This window comes from Sphaerisporangium sp. NBC_01403 (genome assembly GCF_045040145.1).
Lineage (GTDB): Bacteria > Actinomycetota > Actinomycetes > Streptosporangiales > Streptosporangiaceae > Sphaerisporangium > Sphaerisporangium viridialbum.
Window position 1 is genome coordinate 5,614,810 of sequence record NZ_CP109534.1, and the last position, 24,727, is coordinate 5,639,536.

At 68.9% G+C, this 24,727-nt stretch carries 24 protein-coding genes; 8 read left to right on the forward strand and 16 right to left on the reverse strand.

Going from position 1 to position 24,727, the window contains the following annotated elements; translation table 11 throughout:
• Positions 1-10: 10 nt before the first annotated feature.
• On the reverse strand, positions 11-1,591 hold the full coding sequence (locus tag OG589_RS25005; RefSeq protein WP_405140063.1) for an alkaline phosphatase D family protein: 1,581 nt from the start codon (positions 1,589-1,591) through the stop codon (positions 11-13).
• 58 nt (positions 1,592-1,649) lie between these two features.
• Positions 1,650-2,135, reverse strand: a complete 486-nt coding sequence (locus OG589_RS25010) for a MarR family winged helix-turn-helix transcriptional regulator (RefSeq protein ID WP_405140065.1) — start codon at positions 2,133-2,135, stop codon at positions 1,650-1,652.
• Between the two features lie 47 nt (positions 2,136-2,182).
• Here OG589_RS25010 and OG589_RS25015 point away from each other — a divergent pair, with 47 nt between their 5' ends.
• The 3 genes from OG589_RS25015 to OG589_RS25025 all read left to right on the forward strand — a co-directional run bounded on the left by OG589_RS25015 (position 2,183) and on the right by OG589_RS25025 (position 5,824).
• Positions 2,183-3,277, forward strand: a complete 1,095-nt coding sequence (locus tag OG589_RS25015; protein ID WP_405140067.1) for a substrate-binding domain-containing protein — start codon at positions 2,183-2,185, stop codon at positions 3,275-3,277.
• A gap of 109 nt (positions 3,278-3,386) precedes the next feature.
• On the forward strand, positions 3,387-4,817 hold the full coding sequence (locus OG589_RS25020) for an APC family permease (RefSeq protein WP_405140069.1): 1,431 nt from the start codon (positions 3,387-3,389) through the stop codon (positions 4,815-4,817).
• A complete protein-coding gene (locus OG589_RS25025; protein ID WP_405140071.1) occupies positions 4,814-5,824 on the forward strand; it encodes an acetamidase/formamidase family protein in 1,011 nt (336 codons plus the stop codon). Before OG589_RS25020 ends, OG589_RS25025 begins: the two co-directional genes overlap by 4 nt.
• 393 nt (positions 5,825-6,217) lie before the next feature.
• Here the strand turns inward: OG589_RS25025 and OG589_RS25030 are convergent, their stop codons facing one another.
• Positions 6,218-7,306 carry a Gfo/Idh/MocA family protein gene (locus OG589_RS25030; RefSeq protein WP_405140073.1) on the reverse strand — a complete coding sequence of 363 codons (1,089 nt, stop codon included), beginning with the start codon at positions 7,304-7,306 and terminating at the stop codon, positions 6,218-6,220.
• A 177-nt stretch (positions 7,307-7,483) separates the two neighbouring features.
• Positions 7,484-8,791 (reverse strand): RNA-guided endonuclease InsQ/TnpB family protein, encoded by a 1,308-nt coding sequence (locus OG589_RS25035; protein WP_405140075.1) that lies wholly within the window; start codon positions 8,789-8,791, stop codon positions 7,484-7,486.
• A gap of 30 nt (positions 8,792-8,821) precedes the next feature.
• On the opposite strand from OG589_RS25035, the gene tnpA reads away from it, so the two are divergent.
• A complete protein-coding gene (gene tnpA, locus OG589_RS25040; RefSeq protein WP_405140077.1) occupies positions 8,822-9,241 on the forward strand; it encodes an IS200/IS605 family transposase in 420 nt (139 codons plus the stop codon).
• Between the two features lie 177 nt (positions 9,242-9,418).
• On the opposite strand, the gene OG589_RS25045 is transcribed toward tnpA, so the two are convergent.
• From OG589_RS25045 to OG589_RS25065, 5 genes are all read right to left on the reverse strand, one after another.
• Positions 9,419-10,321, reverse strand: a complete 903-nt coding sequence (locus OG589_RS25045) for a hypothetical protein (protein WP_405140079.1) — start codon at positions 10,319-10,321, stop codon at positions 9,419-9,421.
• 117 nt (positions 10,322-10,438) lie between these two features.
• Positions 10,439-11,035 (reverse strand): hypothetical protein, encoded by a 597-nt coding sequence (locus tag OG589_RS25050; RefSeq protein WP_405140081.1) that lies wholly within the window; start codon positions 11,033-11,035, stop codon positions 10,439-10,441.
• Positions 10,968-11,633, reverse strand: coding sequence for a DUF433 domain-containing protein (locus tag OG589_RS25055; RefSeq protein WP_405140083.1), 666 nt, complete (start codon positions 11,631-11,633; stop codon positions 10,968-10,970). The genes OG589_RS25050 and OG589_RS25055 overlap by 68 nt, the downstream gene beginning before the upstream one ends.
• Positions 11,634-11,910: 277 nt before the next feature.
• Positions 11,911-12,858 carry an NAD-dependent epimerase/dehydratase family protein gene (locus OG589_RS25060; RefSeq protein ID WP_405140085.1) on the reverse strand — a complete coding sequence of 316 codons (948 nt, stop codon included), beginning with the start codon at positions 12,856-12,858 and terminating at the stop codon, positions 11,911-11,913.
• Between the two features lie 36 nt (positions 12,859-12,894).
• The gene (locus OG589_RS25065) at positions 12,895-13,239 is read right to left on the reverse strand and encodes a YrdB family protein (protein WP_405140087.1); all 345 of its coding nucleotides are present in this window, start codon (positions 13,237-13,239) and stop codon (positions 12,895-12,897) included.
• Positions 13,240-13,415: 176 nt separating this feature from the next.
• Here OG589_RS25065 and OG589_RS25070 point away from each other — a divergent pair, with 176 nt between their 5' ends.
• On the forward strand, positions 13,416-13,874 hold the full coding sequence (locus tag OG589_RS25070; RefSeq protein WP_405140088.1) for a hypothetical protein: 459 nt from the start codon (positions 13,416-13,418) through the stop codon (positions 13,872-13,874).
• Here the strand turns inward: OG589_RS25070 and OG589_RS25075 are convergent.
• The gene (locus OG589_RS25075) at positions 13,867-14,571 is read right to left on the reverse strand and encodes a carbon-nitrogen hydrolase family protein (protein ID WP_405140090.1); all 705 of its coding nucleotides are present in this window, start codon (positions 14,569-14,571) and stop codon (positions 13,867-13,869) included. The two genes, OG589_RS25070 and OG589_RS25075, sit on opposite strands and share 8 nt — an antisense overlap.
• Before the next feature lie 136 nt (positions 14,572-14,707).
• On the opposite strand from OG589_RS25075, the gene OG589_RS25080 reads away from it, so the two are divergent.
• The gene (locus OG589_RS25080) at positions 14,708-15,418 is read left to right on the forward strand and encodes a TetR/AcrR family transcriptional regulator (RefSeq protein ID WP_405140092.1); all 711 of its coding nucleotides are present in this window, start codon (positions 14,708-14,710) and stop codon (positions 15,416-15,418) included.
• Between the two features lie 324 nt (positions 15,419-15,742).
• Here the strand turns inward: OG589_RS25080 and OG589_RS25085 are convergent, their stop codons facing one another.
• Positions 15,743-16,189 carry an ATP-binding protein gene (locus tag OG589_RS25085; RefSeq protein WP_405140094.1) on the reverse strand — a complete coding sequence of 149 codons (447 nt, stop codon included), beginning with the start codon at positions 16,187-16,189 and terminating at the stop codon, positions 15,743-15,745.
• A 149-nt stretch (positions 16,190-16,338) separates the two neighbouring features.
• On the opposite strand from OG589_RS25085, the gene OG589_RS25090 reads away from it, so the two are divergent.
• Together OG589_RS25090 and OG589_RS25095 are read left to right on the forward strand one after the other, a co-directional pair.
• On the forward strand, positions 16,339-17,166 hold the full coding sequence (locus OG589_RS25090) for a helix-turn-helix domain-containing protein (protein WP_405140096.1): 828 nt from the start codon (positions 16,339-16,341) through the stop codon (positions 17,164-17,166).
• Positions 17,154-17,366 (forward strand): DUF397 domain-containing protein, encoded by a 213-nt coding sequence (locus tag OG589_RS25095; RefSeq protein ID WP_405140097.1) that lies wholly within the window; start codon positions 17,154-17,156, stop codon positions 17,364-17,366. The genes OG589_RS25090 and OG589_RS25095 overlap by 13 nt, the downstream gene beginning before the upstream one ends.
• A 110-nt stretch (positions 17,367-17,476) precedes the next feature.
• On the opposite strand, the gene OG589_RS25100 is transcribed toward OG589_RS25095, so the two are convergent.
• The 5 genes from OG589_RS25100 to leuA form a co-directional block, all read right to left on the reverse strand.
• Positions 17,477-19,069 carry an ABC transporter permease gene (locus tag OG589_RS25100; protein WP_405140099.1) on the reverse strand — a complete coding sequence of 531 codons (1,593 nt, stop codon included), beginning with the start codon at positions 19,067-19,069 and terminating at the stop codon, positions 17,477-17,479.
• Positions 19,066-19,986: an ATP-binding cassette domain-containing protein gene (locus tag OG589_RS25105; RefSeq protein ID WP_405140101.1), complete on the reverse strand. Its 921-nt coding sequence runs from the start codon at positions 19,984-19,986 to the stop codon at positions 19,066-19,068. The genes OG589_RS25100 and OG589_RS25105 overlap by 4 nt, the downstream gene beginning before the upstream one ends.
• A 36-nt stretch (positions 19,987-20,022) precedes the next feature.
• Complete coding sequence (locus OG589_RS25110) at positions 20,023-20,727, reverse strand: TetR/AcrR family transcriptional regulator (RefSeq protein ID WP_405140103.1); 705 nt, start codon at positions 20,725-20,727, stop codon at positions 20,023-20,025.
• 349 nt (positions 20,728-21,076) lie between these two features.
• Positions 21,077-22,318: an RNA-guided endonuclease InsQ/TnpB family protein gene (locus OG589_RS25115; RefSeq protein WP_405140105.1), complete on the reverse strand. Its 1,242-nt coding sequence runs from the start codon at positions 22,316-22,318 to the stop codon at positions 21,077-21,079.
• Between the two features lie 470 nt (positions 22,319-22,788).
• A complete protein-coding gene (leuA, locus tag OG589_RS25120) occupies positions 22,789-24,501 on the reverse strand; it encodes a 2-isopropylmalate synthase (RefSeq protein WP_405140107.1) in 1,713 nt (570 codons plus the stop codon).
• Positions 24,502-24,727: the final 226 nt, after the last annotated feature.

The following is a 24,727-nucleotide window of genomic DNA, read 5'->3' on the forward strand; positions in this document are numbered from 1 at the left end:
GGCTCGCGCCTCAGGGCGTGAGCCGCACCTTGGTCAGCTCCTCGAAGGTGGGGCGGGCGGTGTGCCAGCGCAGCTCGGCCGAGCGGCCGTCGAGGTCGAGGGCCGCGAGCGCGTTGGGGAACCACGGGCCATTGGTGATCTTCCACCGCAGGCGCCGGCGGGGCAGCCTTACCGTACGGGTGAGGATGCCGCCGACGATGCTGGCCACTCCGAACGACCCGATCACGTTGGCGAGGCGCAGCGTGCGGCTCAGCGGGTTGCGGATCGGGGAGCAGACCGCCTGGTAGATGCGGGCGGATTCGAGGTCGGCGGACGCCGGGCCCGCCGCCGCCAGGTACGAGTAGTGGACGTCGCCCGAGAGGAGGACGATCGTGGCGGGGGCCCGTCCCTTGCGCCCCGCCGCGACGTCGACGAGTACGCTGCCCAGCTCCTCGAACGACTGGCGGAAGGCGCCCCAGTGTTCGAGGTCGAGCGCCTGGCGGATCTTCTCGCCCCAGGCGGTCGCCCTGCGGCCCCACGCGCCGCCCGCGACGGCCTCGTTCCAGCTCTCCACGTCGAAGATGCCGCTCGGGAGGAAGACCGGGACCGAGGATCCGATGAGCAGGTGGTCGAGGTCGCCGGTGGCGTTCTCGGCGAACCAGGACCACTCCTCGTCGTCGAGCATGCGGCGGTGGCCGGGGTCGAGCTCCCGTGCGCATCGGGTGTCGAGCATGATCAGCCGTGTCCTGCCGATGTCGCGCGTGTAGCTCCAGCGCGTCGAGGAGGGGTCCTCGTCGGCTCTCTTCGCGAACGCGTCGAGCGCCGCGGCCCCGTCGCCCTCGCTGCCGTGCAGCTCGGCGTACATGGGGTCGGCCTTGCGCTCGGACGGCGAGAGGTTGCCCAGGTGCTGGTAGACCCAGTACGCGCCGAGCGCGGAGGTGATGCGGGTGGACCACCACGGCACCTCGGCCATCTTCTCCCGCCAGGCCACGGAGGTGTTCCAGTCGTCGCGCACGTCGTGGTCGTCGAAGATCATCGCGGTCGGCACGGTGGACAGCACCCAGCGGACGACCGGGTCGGTCCAGGCCTGCCGGTACAGCTCGGCGTACTCCTCGAAGTCGACGATCTCGTCCGGCCCGTCCTGCCTGCGGGCGTGGATGAAGGCGAGCATCTCCCGCGACGGCTCGTCGGCGTACACCTGGTCGCCGAGGAAGATCACCAGGCTGGGGAGGTCCTCCCCCTGCAGCAGGCGCCGGCCGTACTCGCGGAGCACGTCGACGCCGTGGGTGGCCACGTGCGCGTCGTCGTGGGGGACGGTGGTGCGGCAGGAGCCGAAGACCACGCGGTTGAGCTCCTCCAGCGGGCAGATCCGGCTGTCGGGGAAGCCCTCGACCGGCCACACGCGCTCCCCGTCGAGCTCGACGGTGTAGGCGCCGGTCGCCTCGATGTCGACGATCGCGTAGTGATGGCCGTGCACCGTGAAGGTGCGGTCGGCGGCGTGCGCCCCCTCGACCGTGACCGTGACCTCACAGGGCTCGCTCGTCTCGACCCATATGGACGCGCTCGTCTCGTCGACGTGACGCAGCATGGGCCCTACCAGCAAGTCGGGCACTTGACCTCCCCTTTGAGCAGCGTTATGAACCATATGCTCAAACTCGTCCCGCTGGAGGTCAGCCTTCGAGGGACCGGACCAGCAGTTCGAGCTCGTGCATGAGCCGCTCGGTGCGCTCCGTGCCGTAGGTCGCGAGGATGGCCCGGTGGTGCTCGGCGATGCCCGCCTCCAGGCGGCTCAGGAGGTCACTGCCCCGATTTGCGAGGAAAACAGCTACTTTGCGGCGATCCGCTGGGTCATGTCCTCTGTAAACCACCGCCCGCTCGACGAGCCGGTCGACCGCCTTGGTCAGCGTGGGGTGCGGCATGAGCGCGGCCTCGGCCAGGTCGCCCATGGTGTGACCTCGGCCGTCGGCGAGCGCCTGGAGGATGCGCCACTGGTCGACGGAGATCTCCTCCGCCGCCAGCACCGCGGCCAGGTCGCGGTTCACGCTCCGCTCGGCACGGCTCAGCAGGTACGCCAGGGAGGAGCCGAGCCCGGTCGTCACCGATCGCAGGGACGAATCGCGAGCCCCGCCGTCACCATCGGACTCCGCCGTCACCATCGAGGGCTCCCTTCGTCCGCGAGTGCGCAAGGAGGATACTCTTGCACGTGGCCGATCCCGTCACGGTGGTCATCGACCCCCTTGAAGCTCATCTGCTCAGGGCCGAAACGCTTCGCGTCGGCCTGGTGGTGCCCGTCTCCGGCGTGCTCGGCCTGCTCGGGCCGTGCGCCATCAACTGCGCCATGCTCGCCGCCTCCGAGGTCAACGCCGCGGGCGGCGTGCTCGGCAGGCAGGTCGAGCTGGTCCTCATCGACGGCGGCCGCGGCCCGGCCCAGGTCGCCCGCGAGGTCATCGCGCTCGTGCGCGAGGGCGCCGTACAGGCCCTCGTCGGCACCCACGCCAGCGACGTGCGCGTCGCGATCGAGCGCTCGCTGGGCGCCGCCGTGCCGTTCGTCTACACCCCGCCCTACGAGGGCCGCGCGCGCGACCCCGGGGTCTACTTCCTCGGCGAGCCCGCGTCCCGGCAGGTCGGCCCGGGTCTCGACTGGCTGATCGACCACCGCGGGGCGAAGCGCTGGTTTCTGCTCGGCAACGACTACGTCTGGCCGCGCCTGGTGCACGCCTCGGCGCGCAGGCACATCCGGGCGCGCTCGGCGACCGTCGTCGGCGAGCGGTTCGTCCCGTCCGGCACCGCCGCGATGGCCCCGCTGATCGAGGAGCTGGCCGCCGTACGGCCCGACGCGGTGCTGCTCAACCTCATCGGCAGCGACCTGGTGGCGTTCAACCGGGCCTTCACGGCGAGCGGGCTGGCATGCGCGCGGCTGTGCGGGGCGCTGGAGGAGCACGGCCTGCTGGCCATCGGCGGCGACTCCACCGGCGAGCTGTACGCCGCGATGGGCTACTTCGGCAGCATCGCCACCGACGCCAACGTCAGCCTGGCCGAGCGGTACACCCGGCGGTTCGGCCCGGCCGCGCCGCTGCTGAACGGGCACGGCCACGGCTGCTACGAGGGTGTGCTCATGCTCGCGGCCCTGGCCGGCCGCGCGGGCACCCTCGCGGTCCCCGCGATCGAGGCGGTCGCCGACGGCACCACGATCACCAGCGGCCGGGGCCGCCTCACCCTCACGGACCGCCACGTGCGGCAGCGGGTCTACGTGGGACGGGCCGACGGGCTCGACTTCGAGATGGTGACCTCCGCCTAGGTACGGGCGTGCGGTGTGACCGGCGCGTAAAACTTCCATAAGAAACCTTTTCGTTTTCAAGGAATACCCCTATCGTACGGCTCTGCCCCCGCGTTTGAAGGAGCCGTCCATGTCCTCTCCCTCCGATACGTCGCCATCGTCCGCATCCCCGCCGGGCACGGGCCCCGGCGTTGAGCGCTTCGGCTACAAGCAGGAGCTGCAGCGGTCGCTGAGCTTCACCGACCTGCTGATCTACGGCCTGATCTTCATGGTGCCGATCGCGCCGTTCGGCATCTTCGGCGGCGTCTTCCAGGCCTCGGGCGGGATGGTGGCGCTCGCCTACGTCATCGGCATGGTCGCGATGGCGTTCACGGCGCTGTCGTACTCGCAGATGGCGCGGGCCTTCCCGATGGCGGGCTCGGTCTACACCTACGCGGGACGCGGGATCTCCGCCCCGGTGGGCTTCCTCGCGGGCTGGGTCATCCTGCTCGACTACGTGCTCGTGCCGGCCCTGCTGTACCTCGTGGCGAGCGCGGCCATGGCGTCGTTCATCCCTGCCGTGCCGATCTGGGCGTGGCTGATCGGCTTCATCGTGCTCAACACCGTGGTCAACTACCTCGGCATCGAGATGACCGCGCGGATGAACAAGATCATGCTGGTGGCCGAGCTGATCGTGCTGGCCATCTTCCTGGTCATCGGGCTCGTCGCCCTGGCGCAGGGCAAGGGGCACGGCGACCCGTTCAGCCCGCTGTTCAACTCTTCGACGTTCTCCTGGCCACTGGTCTTCGGAGCCGTGTCGGTGGCGGTGCTGTCCTTCCTCGGCTTCGACGGCATCTCGATGCTGGCCGAGGAGAGCCGCGAGGACAGCCGCAAGCTCGGCCGGTCCATGGTCTACGCGCTCGCGCTGGCCGGCGTGCTGTTCATCGTGCAGACCTGGGTCGCCGCCCTGCTCGCTCCCAACCGCGAGGAGCTCCTCACCAAGGGCGACCCGGCGGGCACGGCCTTCTACGACACCGCCGCGTACGCGGGCGGCCACTGGCTGAGCGTGCTGACCGCCGTCGCCACCGCCGTGGCCTGGGGCTTCGCCAACTCCCTGGTCGCCCAGGCCGCCACCTCGCGCCTGCTGTTCGCGATGGCCCGCGACCGCCAGCTCCCGAGCTTCCTCGGCAAGGTCCACCCGAAGCACAAGGTGCCGGTCAACGCCACCTTCCTGGTCGCCGCGGTCTCCCTGGTGCTCGGCGTGTACATGAGCTCGCGCGAAGACGGCATCACGCTGCTGGGCACGCTGGTGAACTTCGGCGCGATGACGGCGTTCCTGGCCCTGCACGTGTCCGTCGTCGTCCACTACGTGGTGCGCAAGGGCAGCCGCGACTGGTGGAGGCACCTCGTGGCCCCGGCCATCGGCTTCCTGATCCTGCTCTACGTCGTCATCAACGCCAAGGTCGCCGCCCAGGTGCTCGGCTTCGTCTGGCTGGCGATCGGCGTCATCATCCTCGCCGGCAGCTACATGATGGGCCGGCGTCCCACCCTGTCCGCGATCAACACGGAGGTCTCCGAGTGAACGTCGTCTCCTACCAGCCCGCCGCGGAGGAACTGTCCTACACGTTCGGGGGTCGTCCCGCCGTGGGCAGGATCAGGCCGGGCACGGTCGTGGAGCTCTTCACCGAGGACTGCTTCGGCGGGCGGGTGCGCGGCTTCGGCGACCTGCCCTCGAAGGTGTGCGAGTTCCCGTACCTCAACCCGGTCACCGGCCCCTTCCACGTCGAGGGCGCCGAGCCGGGCGACACGCTCGCCCTGCACTTCGTCTCCATCGAGCCGGCACGCGACTGGGCGGTCTCCACGACGTTCCCGCACTTCGGGGCGCTGACCGCCACCCACACCACGGCGATGCTGCACCAGCCGCTCGAAGAGGTCGTGTGGCTGTACGAGGTCGACGTGGAGAAGCGGGTCGTGCGCTACCAGGCCAGGCGCGGCGACTTCAGCGTCGAGATGCCGCTCGACCCGATGCACGGCACCGTGGGCGTCGCCCCGGCGGCCTCCGAGGCGCGGATGACGATCACGCCGGACGCGCACGGCGGCAACATGGACACCCCCGAACTGCGGGCCGGGGTCACGGTGTACCTCGGGGTCAACGTCGAGGGCGGGCTGTTCTCCATCGGCGACGGGCACTGCCGCCAGGGGCACGGCGAGGTCTGCGGCACCGCGGTGGAGGCGGCGATGAACACCGTCGTCGCCGTCGAGCTGATCAAGGGCGTCGCCACGCCGTGGCCGCGCCTGGAGGACGACGGGCACCTCATGTCCACGGGGTCGGCGCGCCCGCTGGAGGACGCCTACCGGATCAGCCAGCACGACCTCATCACCTGGACGGCGTCGCTGACCGGGCTCGACGAGCTGGACGCCTACCAGTTGATCAGCCAGGGCGCCGAGGCTCCCGTGGGCAACGTGTGCGACACCAACTACACGATGGTCGCCAAGCTCCCGAAGGCGTACCTCGGCGGCCCGGAGATCTACGAGTCCGCCCACACCCGCCTGCGCGCCCTCGGCGACCAGTACCTCTCCTCCCGCTGACCCCTCCGAAAACCCACCCCCCGGCCGGGGACTCCTCCCGCCGGCCTCTTCCCGCGAGAGTGACCGCGGCCTCTACTCCCGTTGAACCGTAAGGAGACCAGTGACCTGTTTCCCCGCCTGTGGCCGGGCCCGTAATCCTGAACGGGCCAACGGCTGCGGCAGCGCGCCGACCCGATAGCCGGTCAGCGCGCGGCACGCCCCTCTCCGTCCCGGCGCACCCCTCTCCCGTGTGCCCGACGGACGAGGGGTGTGTCATTTCACCGCGGAGCCCGTCGGCCTTCCCGCAAGCGCCTGAGCGACCCCGCCCTGCCAGGGGTACCTCCGGCCAGCGGCTGAGCGACGTTTCCTTACCAAGCGGACGGCCCTCCCGGCAGGAGCCGGAGTGACGATCGGCTACCAGGGGGCGGACTTGCCGTTGAGTGCCTGGGTGACGATGTCCTCGCAGATGGCGTGGGTGGCGAGGGCATCCTCCGCCGAGATGACCCGGCCCTCCCGTACGGACGCGAGGAACTCCTGGCAGAGCTGCTCGATGCCGCGCTGCCGGGCGACCGGGGTCCAGTCGCCGCGCCGTGTCAGCGTCTCGCCGCCCGAGTGGTCCACCACGTCGGCGAGGTTGGCGACCCGGCGCTTGCCGCCACCGCCGATCACCTCGCAGGTCTCCTCGTTCGCCCCGCTGACCCTGCTCATGATGCCGATCGCGGTGAACATGGACACCTCACCGGCCACCGAGGAGCCACCCGCGTTCCCTGTGCCCCGCCCGCCTCCACCCGAGGACTGCTCGCCTCCCCCAGAGACTCGTCCGTCTGCCCCATAGGCCCGTCCGCCTGCCCCGGAGGATCGTCCCCCTCCCCCGGAGGCCCGTCCTCCTTCCCCGGAGGCCCGTCCGGAGAGGTGGAGGACCACGTGCTCCAGCAGCCCGTCGCGGAGCCGGAGGTCTACTGACATTTCCGAAATTTCGCCCGACGCCAGGAATCGCAGCGTATCCACCACATGGATGAAGTCGTCGAAGATGACCCGCCTCGGATCGTCAGGCTGCCCTGCCCGGTTCTTCTGCATGATGACCAGGTCACGCGGGAGCTCCCGCAGCCCGGCGTACCCCGGGGCGTACCGCCTGTTGAAGCCCACCATGAGCGACCGCCGCCGCTCGCCGGCCAACCGTACGAGCTTCTCGGCGTCGGCGAGGTTGTCGGCGATCGGCTTGTCGACGTAGACGTGCACCCCGGCCAGCAGCAGCGACTCCACGATCTCCACGTGCGCCCGGGTCGCGGCGTGCACGAACGCCGCCTCGACGCCGGCGTCGATCACCTGCTCGACCGAGGTGTACCTGGCCGGAACGCGATAGGCCTCACCCAGGCGGTCGAGCGCCGCCCCGTTCCTCGTGCAGAGCAGCAGCTCGATGCCCGGGGTGGCCCCCAGGACCGGCAGATAGGCCTTCTCCGCGATGTCCCCGAGCCCGATCATCGCCACCCGCGTGGTCTCCATGGCGAGAGACTACGGCCGGAGCCCCGTCACAGCGGAGCCCGCCTCCCCAGGGGGAAGGCCATGGAGTCGTCCAGCCGGAGCTGGAGTGCCGGATAGCGGGGCAGGTAGGTCAGTAGGTCGAACCCGAAGGACCTTTGACGTGCTCCTCCACATAAATGTGGAGGATTCCTGTGCTGCTTACGCAGCAGCTCGCAGCGCGGGTGCGGGCGAGACTGTGGGACAGGATGCTTGACGCTTCACAGGCCCCGGTATCCCGGAGTCTCCACGTCCTGTGACCGCCCATCCGGCGGCAGAGTTGTACCGATGAAGCTGGTTTCGGGCGGCGTTGGTGTCGGCGTTGCCGATCCATCCGCACGCCAGGTTCTTGCACGCGAACCGCGACTGCGTTTCGCGTGATCCTGGAGTGGTGGTGTGGCAGCGGTGGCACTCTTGGCTGGTGCCGTGCGGGCGGACCTTGGCGACCAGGCCGCCACGGCCGGCGGTCTTGTAGGTCAGCAGCTCCACCGTCCGGCCCCACGCCTGGCCCGCGATCGAGCGGTTCAGGCCCCGCTTCTGGGCGACGTTGACCCCCGGCTCCTGCACGGTCCCAGACGCCGAGGCCATCATGTTGGTGATCTTCAGGTCTTCGACCACGATCACGCTGAACCGCCGCGCGAGGTCGGTCGTGGTCTGATGCTGCCAGTCGACGGCTCGGCGCTTGGCTGTCGCGCGGAGCCGGGCGATCTGGTCGTAGGTGCGGCGTTCCCGGTTGGAGACCGGGTTGCCTTTCTCGCGGGTGGCGCGCTGACGGGCGCTTTTGCGCTCCAGACGCAAGAGCCGCTCGCTCTGCCCGCTGGTGAGCCACGGGCCGTGCCGAAGGTGTTCCCCGTTTGACAGGGCGAGGGGGACCGTGATGCCCCGGTCCATGCCGGCCTTCGGTCCGGTGTGCGGTACGGGGGCCGATACCAGCGGCTCGGTACGGAACACGATGTTCCACCCGTGGGCTTGTTTCACCAGGCGAGCCCCGGTGATCCTCCCGGATGGTCCGCCCTTGGTGACGCCCGGCAGGTCTTTTGTCCACCGGAACCTCACCCGCCCGACCTTGGGCAGGTTCACCGCACCCCACCTGCGGTTGATCCGGGTGATCTGCAAGTCGCGGGCCTGGGGGACGTCCACGGCCATCCGGGACCGGAACCGGCCCTTTAACGTCGGGCGCTTGGCCGGGTGGTCGGGGTTGAAGAAGTTCGCCCACGCCTGCCGGTAGGTCTTCAGTACGGCTTGCGCAGCCTGAGCGGGGAGTTGCCCCATCCACTCGATCTCGTGGCGGCCCTGGCGAATCGCCGCGTCGCACTCCTTCAGTGACGCCAACCGGCCCTGGCGGAAGGTCGTGAGCTCATGGAGCAGGTTCCACAAGGCGCGCGCGGTGTGCGCCTGACCGCCCAAAACGGCTGATTGCCGCTTGTCCAGGTCCAGGCGCGCGACGTGCGCACGCGTCTGTTTCACCATCTCCACACTATGATCGTATCATTTGGTGTCATGGAGCAGAACCCTGATGTACGCAGGGGAAGGCACTGCGTTCATGAACTCAGTGTCCACCTCGTTTTCCTGACCAAATACCCTCGCAACGTCTTCACGGAGCCGATGCTGACTCGCTGCGAAGAGATCATGAGGAACGTCTGCGCCGACTTCGGATGCGAGCTGGTGGAGTTCAACGGCGCCGACGACCACGTCCACCTGCTCGTCGGCTTCCCGCCCAAGGTCGCACTCTCCATCTTGGTGAACTCCCTCAAGGGCGTCTCCGCCCGCTACCTGCGCAAGGAATACGACTCCCACGTCCGCAAGTACCTATGGGACGGACATTTCTGGTCCCGCTCCTACTACGCGGGCTCAACCGGCGGAGCCAACCTCGCCACCGTCAGGAAGTACATCCAGGGCCAGGACCGGCCCACCCGCTAAGGTTCAGACACGCCCGCACCCCAGAAGGCACCCCCCGCATGGGCCCCCACCTCCCGCCTAAAGGCGAGAGCACTGGCCCGCATTCCGGTAGAGCGCGAGCCCGTCCCCGGTGGCGTTGAGCTTGACCAGCCGTACCCGGGTCTCGTCGCGAGCGGTTTCCCCGTCCCCCGCGCCCGGTTACGCGACCACCTGCAGCAAGCCCTTCTTCCTGGCAGCCGCGGGCTCGGCGAGGCGCTGCGACTCCTTGCCCGTGCGGTCGAGCACGACCAGGGTGTTGCGCGTGGCACCGGCGACCCGGACCACCAGCCGCCCGTCGGGCAGATAGAGCGCGCCCAGCAGGCGCCCCTTGACCGGGATCGCCACCTGCTTGCCGGAGACCATGTCCACGATGGTCGGCCTGAACGCGCTGGGCCAGCCGCCGTCGCCCGTCGGCTCGCCCTTGGGCACGACGTTCACGATCACGTCGCGCCCGCCGGGAGACACGCTCTGCACGTGGGTGGGGGCCGTGATGCCCTTGGCCTTCGCCGACCTGCCGGTCCGCAGATCGAGCCGGTAGACGGCATCGGCGGTGCCGGTGTAGCCCGCCAGGTAGCGTCCGTCGCCGGACCAGGCGAGGTGGCAGACGCCGGGGGTCTTACCGGCCTGGTGCCGGCCGGTGCCGTCGGCGTTCACCACCATGACGGAGTCCCCCTTGCCCGCCGGGACGAACGCCACCTGCCTGGAGTCCGGCGACCAGGCGGGCGTGAGGCAGGGGACGCCTGTCGGCACGTTCTTGGCGACGGTCGTCACCTTGGCCCCCTTCTTGACCTTCACCTCTCCGCGCTGCGTGACCCAGGCGACCTTCGTGCCATCGGGTGAGGCGGCGAACTGGGAGTTGTCCGACGGCTCGCCGATCCGCACGAAGCCCTTGCCGGGCACGTAGCGGTCGACGCCGAACTTCTGCTCGTAGGAGAAGTAGACCGCCTCGCCGGTGATCGGCCGCGGCGCCGCTCCCGCCTCGGCGGAGGCGCCCGGCGCTGACGCGAACGCGGAGGTGAACACGACGGCGAGCGCGGCACCGGCCAGTGCACGATTGTTCACAGTGACTCCCTGTCTGTCGGTAGGCCCTCTGTTGGATGCCCCCACAGCCCCAGATGTTCGGAAATCATCGCGCACCCAAGCACCAACCACCTAGCCAGGACGTTGACCTGGTATTTGTCACCGAGTTGACCGGCTCCGAGCGTCCCGTTGGATATCGCCACCATCCCCGACAGGTACGAAACGTTCGGTCAACCAGGTGAGCGAGCCACCAGAAGACTCACATTTCACGGTCTTGGGGCGCCGGACACCCTTGCCCTTGGCTTCCGGCGCAACGTATGGCTCGGCCCCGCGCAGCGTCAGCCGCCACACGCCCGAACGAAACTGGCTGGCTTCACTGCACATCGCGGACAGATTGTGCGCGATCAATGTCGTGCGCTCCTCGATCTTCGACTCCCCCGGCAGCAGGAACACCGCGACTCTGGCCTTGAGGTAGGCCTGATGCTCATGCGGACGTTGGAAGATGTGAATGTCGGACGCGATCACTACCCAGCCGCGCTGCCCGACCATCGGGAGCCACTGATCATCAGGCGCACCGAGGGCCTTTTCTCGCGACCCGAACAGCTCAGACGGGGTGTGGACCTGGTAGCCCAGTCCTGACAGCAGCTTTCGCACGCTGCGGCTGACGCTGTTCTCGTCGAGATAGAACTCAGGCGGCGTGGCCCAGGAGGATGCGGGTGGCGGTTCTGACGTCGTCGAGCGTGACTCCAAGCTCATCGACGATCACCTCGGGTGCCTCGCCTGCCTTCATCATGGCGGCCACCTCGGCTACCCGTGTTCGCGTACCGGCGAAGATAGGTTGCCCGAACGCTCGAAGTGGGTCGACCACCACATTCGACGGAAGGCAACTCCGCAGGCGCAGACTCCCGGGAAAGCCGTCCTCGGCACGCATGACGTAGTCGAGGTAGTCGGTCACTATCTCGCGGATCACATGCTGACCGGTTCTCGCCTCGATGAGCCCCGCACCGGCCTTGGTGCGCGAGAAATCCCAGAGAACGTCGATGCCGTCCGTCGCCAGCTCGGGAGCCAGGAGGGCATATTCGTGCCCGAACTCCTTCTGCAGCCGTTGAAGCGCCGGCCGGATCTTGTGCGGCTTCACCCCGGCCCGCTTCAGGGCGTCCAGGACGTACGCCTCCGCCATGGCCACGAACGGCACGGTCGCCTCCCGTGCCCCAGCAGAGGGGAGGACGTGCAGAAGCGGGCGTCCCCGTTCGTAACCCCGCGCCCAGCGGTTGAAGGTCTGCTGCCGGATATCGAGGAAGCGTGCGGCATCGCTCTGATTCAGCAGACCGGCCTGGGTCCTGATGTCGTCCATGTCGCGTTCCTCCTCCCCTTGCTGTGCTCGTCATCATCATCGCCGATCGACCAATCACCGGATAGGGTGCCCCGCCGCGGGATGCACGGGCAGCAGCGCCCCTTCATCGGTCACGTTCCGAGCCTCCGTGCGCGGCACCTCTGATGTCACCGCAGAGGACTCAGCACACTTCGCTCACACAGCGTAGAAGTCCGGCTACGAAATCGTACGGCGAACGAGGTCATCGGCGATCGGCTTGGTGCACCACAAAGGGTGTCGACGATTGAGATCCTTTGGTTCAGGAGTTCTGGGCGGGATTGGTAGTGCGCAGCCAGGTGATGGTTTGCTTGAGGGCTTCGTCCAGGGGGGTGGGGGCGATGCCGAAGGTGGTCTCGAAGGCCGAGGAGTCGACGACGAAGGGCCGGACGAACTGGTAGCGGGTCTCCTCCAGCTCGCGCAGCAGGGGCGAGAACAGCCCGGCCGCACGCATCACCAGGTGGGGGATGCTCCTGAGTCGGGGCGCCGGGGCGCCGGCGATCGCGGCGGTGCGCTCGGCCACCTGGCGGATCGTCAGCGCGGGGCTCGTCGGGACGTGCCAGGCGCGGCCCAACGCCCGCTCGTCGGTGGCGACCGCCGCCATGGCCCGGGCCACGTCAGGGAGGTAGGTCATGCTGTGCGGCTGGTCCGGGTCGGCAGGGATCCATGCCGTCTTCCCGGCCAGGATCGGCGCGATGAAGCGGTCGCCGAACACCGACTGGGCGGACATCCCCGGCCCGAAGTAGTCGGATCCGCGCACCTCGGTCATCCGTACCCGCCCCGCCCGGTGGGCGGCGAGCGCGTCGGACCACATCCGCGCCCGCACCTGCCCCTTCGTACCGGGCGCGGCCATGGGCAGGTCCTCGGTCATCGGTCGGTCGACCGGCCCGTACCCGTAGAGGTTGCTGAGGGTGACCAGCACGGCGCCGCTCCGCTCCGCCGCCGTGAGCAGCGCCGTGGCCATCGGCGGCCAGTCTTGCGCCCAGCGGTGGTATTGCGGGTTCGCGCAGTTGTAGAGCGCGTCGGCGCCCTTCACGAGGTCGGTGAGCCGCTCCGCGTTCCCGGCGTCCGCCGCCACCCGGGTGACTCCGGCCGCGGCCGGGCCTGAGCCGGATCTGGTGACGACGACGACCTCGTGACCGTCCGCCGCGAGTGACTCGGCGAGCTGCGAGCCGACCTGTCCGGCACCGACGATGACGTGCTTGCCCATGGTTCTGGCTCCCTATCTGCTTTGCGGGGGTCGTTCTCAGACCTGGTTCCACACGATCCGCAGGATCGCGTTGACGACGAAGAGAGCGGCGAAGACGACCGACGTGGTGATGAGGCCGGCGGCGGCCGCCGCGGCGACGCCACCGCCGAACCAGGCGATCTCCAGGACGGCGCGCGCCAGGCCGTGCAGCGGGATGCCGGCCTTCGGCGACCCGAAGACGCCCCACACGACGGCGAACAGCACCGGAGCTCCGACGCCCAAGAGGATCTTGAGCCACCAGCCGGAGGCGAACGTGAAACCCCAGTAGCCGACGGCCCCGTAGACGCCCAGCTCCAGGAAGAACATCAGGGCGGCGTTGGCACCCTTGAACACGGCCAGCATCGTGGGCTCCAGCTCTGTGAGGTTTACATCGCTCCGCTTCGAGAGCAATGCTCTCTCAAGAGAGCACCTGACGTCAAGAGCAGCGCTCTCGAATCAACTAGCCGCTCTCAGCTTCCACGTCGTCGACGGCCGCCGCCGGGGCGGATCGCCCGCGAAACCCGCGATAGCGTGCCTCGGTGGCCGAGTTCCTGATTTGTTGCCTCCTTCTCGCACCTCTGGTCTTCCTCGTGCTGGCCGTCCGGCTGGCCCTGCGTGTCGTCCGTGCCGTCAGGCGGGGCCGGCCACCGACACCCGCGCAGGCCCTGTCGCCGAAGCCGCTGCTCGAGCTGGCCGCGATGTCGTTTCTCGGCACCGCGCTCTGCTGGGCCGCGGGCATCGGATCGGGCTTCTACATCCTCGACCCCGACCAGATGTGCGGGATGGCCGCCGGACGGGCCTTCAGCGCCTTCAGGACCATCGAGACCCAGGCGTCGTTCCCGGTGAGACAGATCTGCAGGTGGACGGACGGATCCGGCTACGACCTCGTGCCCGCCTGGGTCAACCCTGCGATCGCCCTGTTCTTCGCGGCCTTCCTTGCGAGCCTGCTGGCCTGCCTCGCCGGGCTCATCCTGCGCCGCCGACAGGTCCTCAGGTGAGCGTCGCGCGGGTGATGGCGCCGACCTCGGGGCCCGCCTGGGCGATCACGGCCCCGTCGGCCGACCAGATACCCGAACGTCCGGCGGCGTGGTCGTAGCCACCGCCGGTCGACCCGGCGAAGCTGGCCATCGCGACCGGGACCCGGTGGTCGGCGACCACGCGACGGGCGCGCTCCTCCTGGACGGCCGCGTCCCCCACGGACTCCAGGACGGCGGCCACGTAGACGTCGATCCCCAGGGCGGCGGTGTCGGACGCGTGCCGCGGCACGCCGGTGTCCTTGCAGATGGCCAGGCCGAGCCGCCATCCGCCGACGTCGAGCACGGCAGGCTTGCCACCCGGCGTGAACCGCTCCGCCTCGATGGCGCCGAGCCACATCTTGCGGTAGGCCACGGTGGCACCGGTGCCTTCGACGGCCAGCATCGCGATGTGCGAACGGCCCTCCTCGCCCCGCACCGGAGCGCCCACCAGCGCCACCGATCCCGTCTCGGCGCAGGCCTCGATCATCGGGGCCAGCCGCGGATCCTCGGCTGTGATCGCCGGGGCGTCCAGCTCGTATCCCGTCAAAGAGAGCTCGGGAAAGACGACCACCCTGGCCCCGGCGGCACGTATCGTCTCCGCGTGTGTCATCGCGTTCACCGAGACGTCGTAAGGAACGCACGACGGCTGGGAGACGGCGATGGCAAGCGGCTCACGCATACGAATTCCCACCCTTATAAGAACTCAAGCGCCAATAAATCATATCCTCTAACCCTATTTACGATCTTCCTCTCCAAATAGAGAGATGGAGAGCGGTGCTCTCGATTCACGGCAGCGCTCTGATAGGATCTGGTGGATGAACGCCAGCCGTACCGCTCGCGAACGTGTCCGCGCCGAGCTGATCAGCGAGATCAAAGAGGTGGCCCGGCGCCAGCTCGCCGTCGAGGGCGCCTCCGGGCTCTCCCTGCGCGCCGTGGCACGGGAGCTCGGCATGGTCTCGTCGGCGATCTACCGTTACTTCCCCAGCCGCGACGAGTTGCTCACCGCGCTCATCATCGAGGCGTTCAACGCGGTGGGGGCCGCCGTGGAGGAGGCCGACGCGGCGTGTCCCCGCGACCGCCACCTCGACCGGTGGATGGCCACCTGCCGGTCCATACGCACCTGGGCGCTCGCCCACCCGTACGAGTACGCCCTGATCCACGGCTCCCCCGTGCCCGGCTACGTCGCGCCCCAGGACACCGCGGTGGCCGCCGCCCGCGACGGCATCGTCTTCGCGGAGATCCTGCGCGACGCCGACGAAGCGGGGCGGTTGTCGCCGTTGCCAGGCCTTCCGCCCGCTCCCGAAAGCTTCGCGGCGGATGCCGGGCCGCTCCGCGAGGCACTGTTCTCCACGCTCTCCGACGACATGATCCTGCGGGCGCTGGAGTCCTGGACCGCCATCTACGGCTCGGTGAGCTTCGAGCTGTTCGGCATGTACAAGAACGTCATCGAGCAAGACCGCGCCGCCGCCTTCGACCACATGGCGCTGACCCAGGCCCACCTCCTGGGCCTGACCCCCACGAAATGAACGGCCCGGCCGCTTCTCACTGACACGCCGGTCGGCGCCCTGGCGACACGTCGAGGAGATCGCCGCGGCGGCGGATGCGTCACCTCGTACCTACAACAACTACTTCTCCAGCCGCGAGGAGGCGATCTAAAGGGCACCCCACACCGCGCGCCGGTCTGAAGTGTGGTGTGGCCCCCCGCGGGGGCGCGACCGAGGTCGCCGGGGGGCCGGTCCGGGCGGGGCACGAGGGGAAGGCCCCGGCCGGACGTCTGGTGACGGGCTCCGTTCTCACCTCCGCCGAGGAGCCACGTCCAAAAGGCGAGCCGCTTGCGGGGCGGCGCCTTTCTAGCCGGACACGCGAGTTGGCGCGTCATCGCGAGCCTTGATCAACCGGATGGCACACCAGACGGTACGGCCCAGACCCGGGCTGAGTTCACGCGTTCCCCAGGCGAGCGAGATCTCGCGGACTATCAGCAGCCCCCGGCCGTGCTCGGACTGCGGCTCTTTCCGTACATGAGGGCCGGAGAAGATGGAACCCGGATCACTCACCTCTATGACGACGGCGTCGTCCGCCTCGATGAGGGTGAGGCCGATGAAATCGCTCGGCTTCGAGCTGGAGTGCGTGATCGCATTGGTCACCAGCTCGGATGTGGCGAGGACTACGTCGTCGATGACGGGATGGGCGGCTCCCAGCCATCCGCGCACTTCAGAGCATGCGCGCGAAACAGATTCGTGAACACTGGCGAGAGTCGCCGCTCCGAGAATCCTCGGCTCCGCGCTCGATGGCTCCATGACTTCCCCTGCTCGAAAACTCGTTCCCGACCGACCTTTCCACCTTCCCAGGCTTTGGCTACAGTGTGTGATTGATCAACTTCAACCAGTCATCAACGCTTTAACTGAAACCCTCGTGAAAAGCTGAGGAAGAGCCTTCGGAGCCCCCGATGCCAAAGGAAATCGATCTCAACCCCTCCGAATCCCCGACCGCCCTGTTCGGCTTCGAGCTGCGGCGACACCGCAAGGAACGAGGATGGTCCCAGCTGCGCCTGGCCCGCGCGGTGCCGTACTCGGTCGGCACGATCAGCATGATCGAGACCGCGAAACGGTCACCGTCCGAGGAGTTCGCCCGCCACTGCGACGAGGCTTTGGAAGCCGAAGGGGCATTGATGCGCCTCTGGCCGATGGTCAGTCGTTCGACGGCCCCGCCCTGGTTCCGTCCATGGCTGGACGTCGAAGCCACGGCAGAAGCTCTTCGCACCTGGGAAGCCCTGGTGATTCCCGGGCTGTTCCAGACCGAGGACTATGCCAGAGCGATCTTGAGTGGCGAGATCGGTGTGACACCCGAGCAGATCGAAGAACAGGTGGTTGCGCGGATGGAACGCCAGTCGATTCTGAGGCGCCCCAAACCTCCGCTCCTTTGGGTGGTACTCGACGAAGGAGTCCTGAAGCGCCCGATCGGCAGTCCCGCCGTAATGGCCGCGCAGCTCGAGCATCTCCTCGAAGTCGGGCAGTTGCCTCGGACGACCATCCAGATACTCCCGCACAGCGCCTACTCCACGACCGGCCTCGCCGGTGGGTTCGTTATCGCACAAGCGCAGGGTGTCGCCGATACGGCATACGTCGAATCAGCCGGGATATTGGGACGGGTAACCGAACGACCAGAAGACCTCCGAACCCTAACATTCAGGTACGAAGGAATACGGTCCGAAGCGCTCCCCCAGCGGGATTCCATGGAGCTGATCAAGGAGACCATGCATCAATGGACGAGCTGACTCTAGAACTGGAAGCGGCCGTTTGGCGTAAGTCCACCTGGTCAGGCCCGGACGGCGGTAACTGCGTTGAAGTCGCGAAGCTGTCCGGTGGACGTCGAGGGGTCCGTGACAGCAAGAACGTCACGGGACCGGCGCTGGTGTTCACCGGCCGGCAGTGGAACGCCTTCGCCAAGAGCATCAAGAACGGCGACCTCGTCTAAGGCGGCCTCAACGAACGTTCACCAGGTCGGCCACCGTACAGCGGCGCCGGCATCGCCGTACTAGGACGGTGGCCCGGTGCCCGTCGCGCGGCGGGCACCGGGTGTGTGGGTCAGATGACGGGGATGTCGCGGCGGCGCAGGGCGGCCAGGCCGGCGGTGGCGATCGCCACGGCGATCACGACGAGCCAGACCAGGGGCGCGGCGGACACCGCGGCGGCCGGGGCCTTAGGGATATGGGTGAACGGCGAGACGTCCATGAGCCCCTGGCTGAGCCGCATGGCGGCACCGACCAGGCCGAGGAGCAGGCAGACCGCGAGCGCACCCCACGCGGCGGGGACCAGGCGGGGCAGCAGCCCTGACAGCGCGATCGCGATCGCGGCCAGCACCCACACCGCGGGTAGCTGCACGATGGCGCCGGCCAGCACTCGGGGCAGGTCTCGGCCGACGTCGCCGGTGTTCAGCCCGTGGGCGAGCCCGGCGGCCAGCCCGGCGGCGGTCAGGGCGGCGGCCGGACCGAGAACCGAGAAGGTGATGTGGCTGCCCGCCCACCGCAACCGGCCGACCGAGGCTGCCAGCAAGGGTTCGGCGCGCAGGGCGCTCTCCTCGGACCGCAGCCTGAGGGTCGCCTGGATCGCGTACGCCGCGGCGATCAGCCCGAGGAGGCTCATCATCGAGGCGAGGTAGGCGTCGATGAGCGCTCCTGTGCCTCCCATCCGGGCGAGGATGTCCTGCATCACATTGTCTCGTGCCAGGTCGCCGATGTTCTTCGCCAGGCCGCCGAGCACGACACCGAGCACGGTGAACCCGGCGACCCAGCCGGCCAGCAGGTTCCGGTGTAACCGCCAGGCCAGGGCCAGCGGCGTGCGCAGGCCGGGCGCGGCCGTGGCGGGGCCGAGGCGCGCCGGCAGCAGGCCGGCGCCGACGTCTCGCCGCGCCGACAGCGCGACGGCCACCATGCCGAGCACGGCTGTGAGGCAGGCGGCGAGCGACAGCAGCCACCAGTGGTCGCCCCCATAGGCATGGATCCGCACCACCCACGCGATCGGCGACACCCACGACAGGACGCCGTCGCCGCTCCCGCTGAGGTCGCCGGCGATCCTCAGCACGTAGGCCGCGCCGAGGGTGCCGACGGCGATCCCCCGCGCACTGCCGGCTCCGTCGGTGAGCTGCGCGGTCAGCCCTCCTACCGCGGCGAACACCCATCCGGCGGCGGCGCACTCCGCTCCCAGGGCGAACGAACCGGCGGCGGGCAGGCCCTGGCCGATCAAGGCGAGCCCCATGAGGAGCGCAAGAACGACGTTGGCGCCGAACGTCGTGGTCAGCGCCGCGGCGAGGCCCGCGTGCCGGCCCACCACGGTCGAGCCGAGCAGCTCACGGCGTCCGGCCTCCTCCTCGGTGCGGGTGTGCCGGATGACCGCGAGGAGGCTGATCAACCCCACCATTACCGGTATGAAGCCTGACCGCCATGCGACCAGCTCACCGAGACTCGACCCGTACGGACGACCGTAGAGCGCGACGAAACCCGCGTTGCCCGCGCTGGCGTCGGCGTACTGCTGACGCCCCGCGGCCGTCGGATAGATCTCGTTGAGGGAGGCCACGTAGCTGAGCGGGATGACGCTGAGAATGGGGATCCACAGCATCAGCAGCCGGTCTCGCCGCAGGATCAGGCGGACCAGCTTGCCGGTGCCGGTCAGGGTCGTCATCGCGACACCTCGGCGTGATCTTCACCGTTCGCGCGGGTGCGGTCGTAGTGCCGCAGGAACAGCTCCTCCAGGGTGGGCGGCTGGCTGACGAGGCTGCGCACGCCCACGTCGGTGAGATGGCGCAGCGCCGCGTCCAGCGAGCCGGTCTCGACGTCGAAGCGCACCCGGCCGTCCTGCGTCCGCAGGTCGTGCACACCCGGCAGATCCTCCAGGCCGCTCGCAGGACCGGCCAGCTCGGCCTGGATGGACGTGCGAGTCAGGTGCCGCAGCTCGGCCAGGGTGCCGGTCTCCACGGTCCGGCCCTCCCGGATGATGGTGACCCGGTCGCACAGCGCCTCGACCTCGGCCAGGATGTGGCTGGACAGCAGCACGGTGCGGCCGTTCCTGCGCTCCTCCGCGATGACCTCGCGGAACACCTCCTCCATCAACGGGTCCAGGCCCGAGGTCGGCTCGTCCAGCACCAGCAGCTCCACATCGGAGGCCAGCGCGGCGACCAGCGCCACCTTCTGCCGGTTGCCCTTGGAGTACGCGCGGCCCTTCTTGCGGGGGTCCAGATCGAACCGCTCCAGCAGGTCGGCGCGGCGCCGCTTGTCCAGCCCGCCCCGCAACCGGCCGAGCAGGTCGATCACCTCACCCCCCGACAGGTTCGGCCACAGCGTGACATCGCCGGGCACGTACGCCAGGCGCCGGTGCAGCTCGGTGGCGTCACGCCAGGGGTCGCCGCCGAGCAGCGCGGCCGTACCGGCGTCGGGGCGCAGCAGCCCGAGCAGGACGCGGATGGTGGTGCTCTTCCCGGCTCCGTTGGGGCCGAGGAAGCCGTGTACCTCGCCGGTGCGCACGGTCAGGTCGAGCCCGTCGAGGGCGCGGGTGCGCCCGAACGTCTTGACCAGGCCCTCAGCGCGGATCGCCTCGGTCATAACCGTGCTCCTTCGGACGTGGAGCGTGGCTCCGCGTCATCGCGGGTCGCCTCGGTCATCGCTTGCTCCTTCACCCGCGGAGTCCGGCTCCGCGGCGGTAGGGGGTTGTTGCGCTCGTAGTTCGTCCAGCACCGCCTGCGCTTGGACGGCCAGCTCCGGGCTGAGCAGGGCGTGCGAGTGGAAGTCGACCATCGCCCTGATCATCCGCAGGCTTCCTTCGGGGGCGAAGACGTCGGCTCCCAGGGCGCGGGAGACGTGGTCGTGCAACACCAGCAGGCCTGCCTGCATCGCGACGAGCACCGCGGCGTAGGCCCGGGGATCGCTGATGTGGTCAGGGCTCTGGGTGGCCAGCCACTTCTCGCCGAGCTCGACCATGTCGTCGAACGTGGTCGCGGCCGCCGGCGAGCCGTCGACCATCGCACGCGCGAAGTAGCGGTAGCCCAGCAGCACCGTCGGGTGGACCTTCAGGAACAGCCCCGCATCGCGCGTGCCGCCCCGGAGCATCCCTTCCTTGATGCGCATCATCCGGTCGAGCATGTGCTCGTCGCAGGACTCTCGCAGCCCTTCCTTCGACCCGAAGTGGTGCCGGATGAGCCCTCCTGACACGCCCGCCTCCTTGGCGATGTCCCGGATCGTCGTTCCCTCGATGCCCCGCTCGGCGAAGAGGCGCAGCGCCACGTCCCTGATCCGCGCCCGAGCCGTCAGATCCTCGAACGCCGGCTCGCCAATCGGGTGAGTCACTGCTGTCCTCCACTCCTATACGCCAGGATTACCTGCTACACATGATGGCCAGCTGAATATACACGCGTATAGCCACCTATGACAGCGTATAGACGCAAGAGCGGCGTCCGTCCGGCGTCATCTCACCGTCGAGGGCCCGCGGGGCCGTCCCTACGCGCCGCCGCGCGGGAGCTGGGTTGGGTATGCCGTTACCTCAACGGCGCGGTCGCGCCCTTCCCATAGGGCGCTCACCGGCATGGCGCGCATGCGATCGCCAAAGGGGGGGAGAGTCTGCGTGCCCGTTTGACATCCTCCCCGGCGTGAACGCCGGGGGCTCCCCCACGTCGCCGTGGGGTTCTTACTGCTTCTGCTACGCCGCTTGCGCGTCGCAGGTTCCGGGCGGTGCCAGGGTCGGAGTTGCCTTCCCTGGTCTTACCTGCCCTCCACAGTCGTTTATGCCGTGTCCAGCCGGCCCGGCGGCCACGGTCGCAGCGGTGAGCCGCTGCCCCTCAAGCAGAATGTTGATCGCCGCGGCGACATCCCGGTCATGATGCTCGCCACACGACGGGCAGTCCCACTCCCGCACATCGAGCGGGAGTTTCCCGTTCCGCCACCCGCAGCAGGGACACAACTGGGAGGACGGATACCAGCGGCCGATCCTGGTCAGGGTACGGCCGTACCGGGCGGCCTTGCCCGCCAGCAAGGCCAGGAACGCCGCCCAGCTCGCGTCGTTCACCGACTTGGCCAACCGGCCCCGCGCCAGCCCCCGCACCGCCAGATCCTCGACATGCACCGCTTGGCTCTCACGGATGATCGAGGTGCTGGTCTGGTGCAGGAAATCACGGCGCGCGTCGGCGACCTTGACGTGCTGGCGGGCGACCCGCACCCGCGCCTTGTCCCGATTGGCCGAGCCCTTCTTCTTACGCGACAGGCCCCGCTGCAGCCGGGCGAGCTTCTTCTCCCTGCGCCGCAACCACCTCGGGTTCGCGATCTTCTCCCCGCCGGACAGGATCGCATAATGGGTCAGCCCCAGATCGATCCCCGTCTCCGCATCGACCTCAGGCAGCACCTGAGCGGCATCGTCGACCTCCACCACGAACGAGGCGAAATACCGCCCCGCGGCGTCCTTGACGACCGTGACCGACGACGGGGCCGCGGGCAGCGCACGCGACCAGCGGACCTCCACCTGCCCGACCTTCGCCAGGCACAGCCGGCCCTCGGCAGTGAGGGAGAAGGCGTTGGTGTTGAACCGGGCCGCCTGCCGGTGGTCGTGGCGGGACTTGAACCGGGGCAGACCCATCCGGGGGCCCTTGCGCCTGCCCGACACCGAGTCGAAGAAGTTGTTGTACGCGGTGTTCAGGTCGCGCACCGACTGCTGCAGCACCACAGAAGACACCTCACGCAGCCACGCCCGCTCCGGGGTCTTCTTCGCTGCGGTGAGCACCAGACGCTGGATCTCGGCGTCCCCGATGTAGGGCAGCCCGGCCTTGCGGGCGGCCCTGCGCGCCGCCAAAGCGTCGTTCCACACCACCCGGGCACACCCGAACGTCCTGGCCAGCAGTTGCCGCTGAGACTCATCAGGGTAAAGCCGGTAGTTGTAACGCAGCCTCACCCCCAACACCTCCCGTCACGAACGCAAGCTGGAACCTCACCGGTTACTCGAACACATTATCCAGAGCACCCGGTATCCATGACGACAGAACCCGAACATCGCGTGGAAGACACCCAGTTTCCGCCATGCAGGTCCAACTGGTCTTCGTGACGAAACTCCAACGACATGCTGGCCGCCAGGTTGCTGGCACGTTGGTCGCAATATCACTGGCATGCTGGCCGGAGATTTGCTGGCACGTTGGACGGTGCTCTGCCGACATGTTGGTCGCATCTGTAGGTTCACCCATGGGCGCGGCGCGCACCGGCGCCCTCAGAGCGAAGTATCGAGCTGACCGGAGTCGCCACCTGGCTATGCCGGGGTTTCCAGGTCGATGTTGAAGAGGTCGCCGGGCTCTTACGAGACCTGAGTGAACCGGATGATCCGGTTCACTCAGGCGGCTCTGACGCGCCCCGATCGCCTGAGGGAAACGGTCAGCGGGTGGCGCGGTTGACGGCCGACAGGATGGCCTTGAGGGAGGCGGTGACGGTGTTGGCGTCGACGCCGATGCCCCACAGCACGCGGTCGCCGACCTGGCACTCGACGTAGGCGGCGGCGCGGGCGTCGCTGCCGGCGCTCATGGCGTGCTCGGTGTAGTCGAGCACCCGTACGTCGACCCCGACGCTGCTGAGCGCGTCAACGAACGCCGAGATGGGCCCGTTGCCCACGCCCTCGACCTCGCGGATCTGGCCGTCGACGCGGATGTCGGCGCTGATGGCGTCCTTCTCGTCCACCTGCGAGACGTTGCGGTGGGCCAGCAGGCCGAAGCTGCCCCAGGGCTTCGCGGGGTTCGGCAGGAACTCGTCGCTGAAGACCTCCCACATCTGGGCGGGGGTGACCTCGCCGCCCTGGGTGTCGGTGTGGGCCTGGATGACGCCGGAGAACTCGATCTGCAGGCGGCGCGGGAGGTCGAAGCCGTGCTCGGCCTTCATGATGTACGCGACGCCGCCCTTGCCGGACTGGCTGTTGACCCGGATGACGGCCTCGTAGGTGCGGCCGACGTCCTTGGGGTCGATCGGCAGGTAGGGCACGGCCCACGCGAAGTCGTCGACCGTCGCCCCGGCCGCCGTCGCGTCGCGGTCGAGGGCCTCCAGGCCCTTCTTGATGGCGTCCTGGTGGGAGCCGGAGAAGGCGGTGTACACCAGCTCGCCGCCGTACGGGTGGCGGGGGTGGACCGGGAGCTGGTTGCAGTACTCCACGACGCGGCGGATCTCGTCGATGTCGCCGAAGTCGATCATCGGGTCGACGCCCTGGGAGAAGAGGTTCATGCCCAGCGTGACCAGGCAGACGTTGCCGGTGCGCTCGCCGTTGCCGAACAGGCAGCCCTCGATGCGGTCGGCCCCGGCCTGGAAGCCCAGCTCGGCGGCGGCGACGGCCGTGCCCCGGTCGTTGTGGGGGTGCAGCGACAGCACGATCGAGTCGCGGTAGGCCAGGTTGCGGTGCATCCACTCGATCTGGTCGGCGTAGACGTTGGGCGTGGCCATCTCGACGGTCGCGGGCAGGTTGATGATGACCTTGCGGTCGGGCGTGGGCTGCCACACGTCGTTGACGGCGTCGCAGACCTCGACGGCGTACTCCAGCTCGGTGCCGGTGAAGGACTCCGGCGAGTACTGGAAGTAGATCTCGGTGTCGCCCATCTGGGCGGCGAGCTTCTTGCACAGCTTCGCGCCCTCGACGGCGATCGCCGTGATGCCGTCCTTGTCCTGGCCGAACACCACGCGGCGCTGCAGGGTCGAGGTGGAGTTGTAGAGGTGGACGATGGCCTGCTTGGCGCCCCGCACGGCCTCGAAGGTGCGCTCGATCAGCTCGGCCCTCGCCTGGGTCAGCACCTGGATCACCACGTCGTCGGGGACGCGGCCCTCCTCGATGATCTGCCGTACGAAGTCGAAGTCGGTCTGCGAGGCGGCGGGGAAACCGACCTCGATCTCCTTGTAGCCCATGCGTACCAGCAGCTCGAACATCTGGAGCTTGCGGTGGGGGTCCATGGGGTCGATCAGCGCCTGGTTGCCGTCGCGCAGGTCGACCGCGCACCACTGGGGGGCCCGGTCGATGACCTTGTCGGGCCAGGTGCGGTCGGCCAGGCGCACGGGGGCGAACGCCTGGTAGCGCTGGAACGGCATGGGGCTGGGCTGCTGCTGGGGATACATTGCGTGCTCCTGATCGGTTTTCTGAACCGGGGCGGCACACGGCAGGACATCACGCCTGAACTGGTCTGACGGATCAGAGAGAGGTCGCCACCGGGATTGACCCACAAGCGGCCGACGCGCATGGCTCGCTCCGCGGCGAGGGAGCCGGCCTCTTACAGGCCCTCGCCGCGGCAGCTAAGAAGCAGCCCGCGCAGCATACCCAGACCGTAGCAGACCCCGGGGAGTC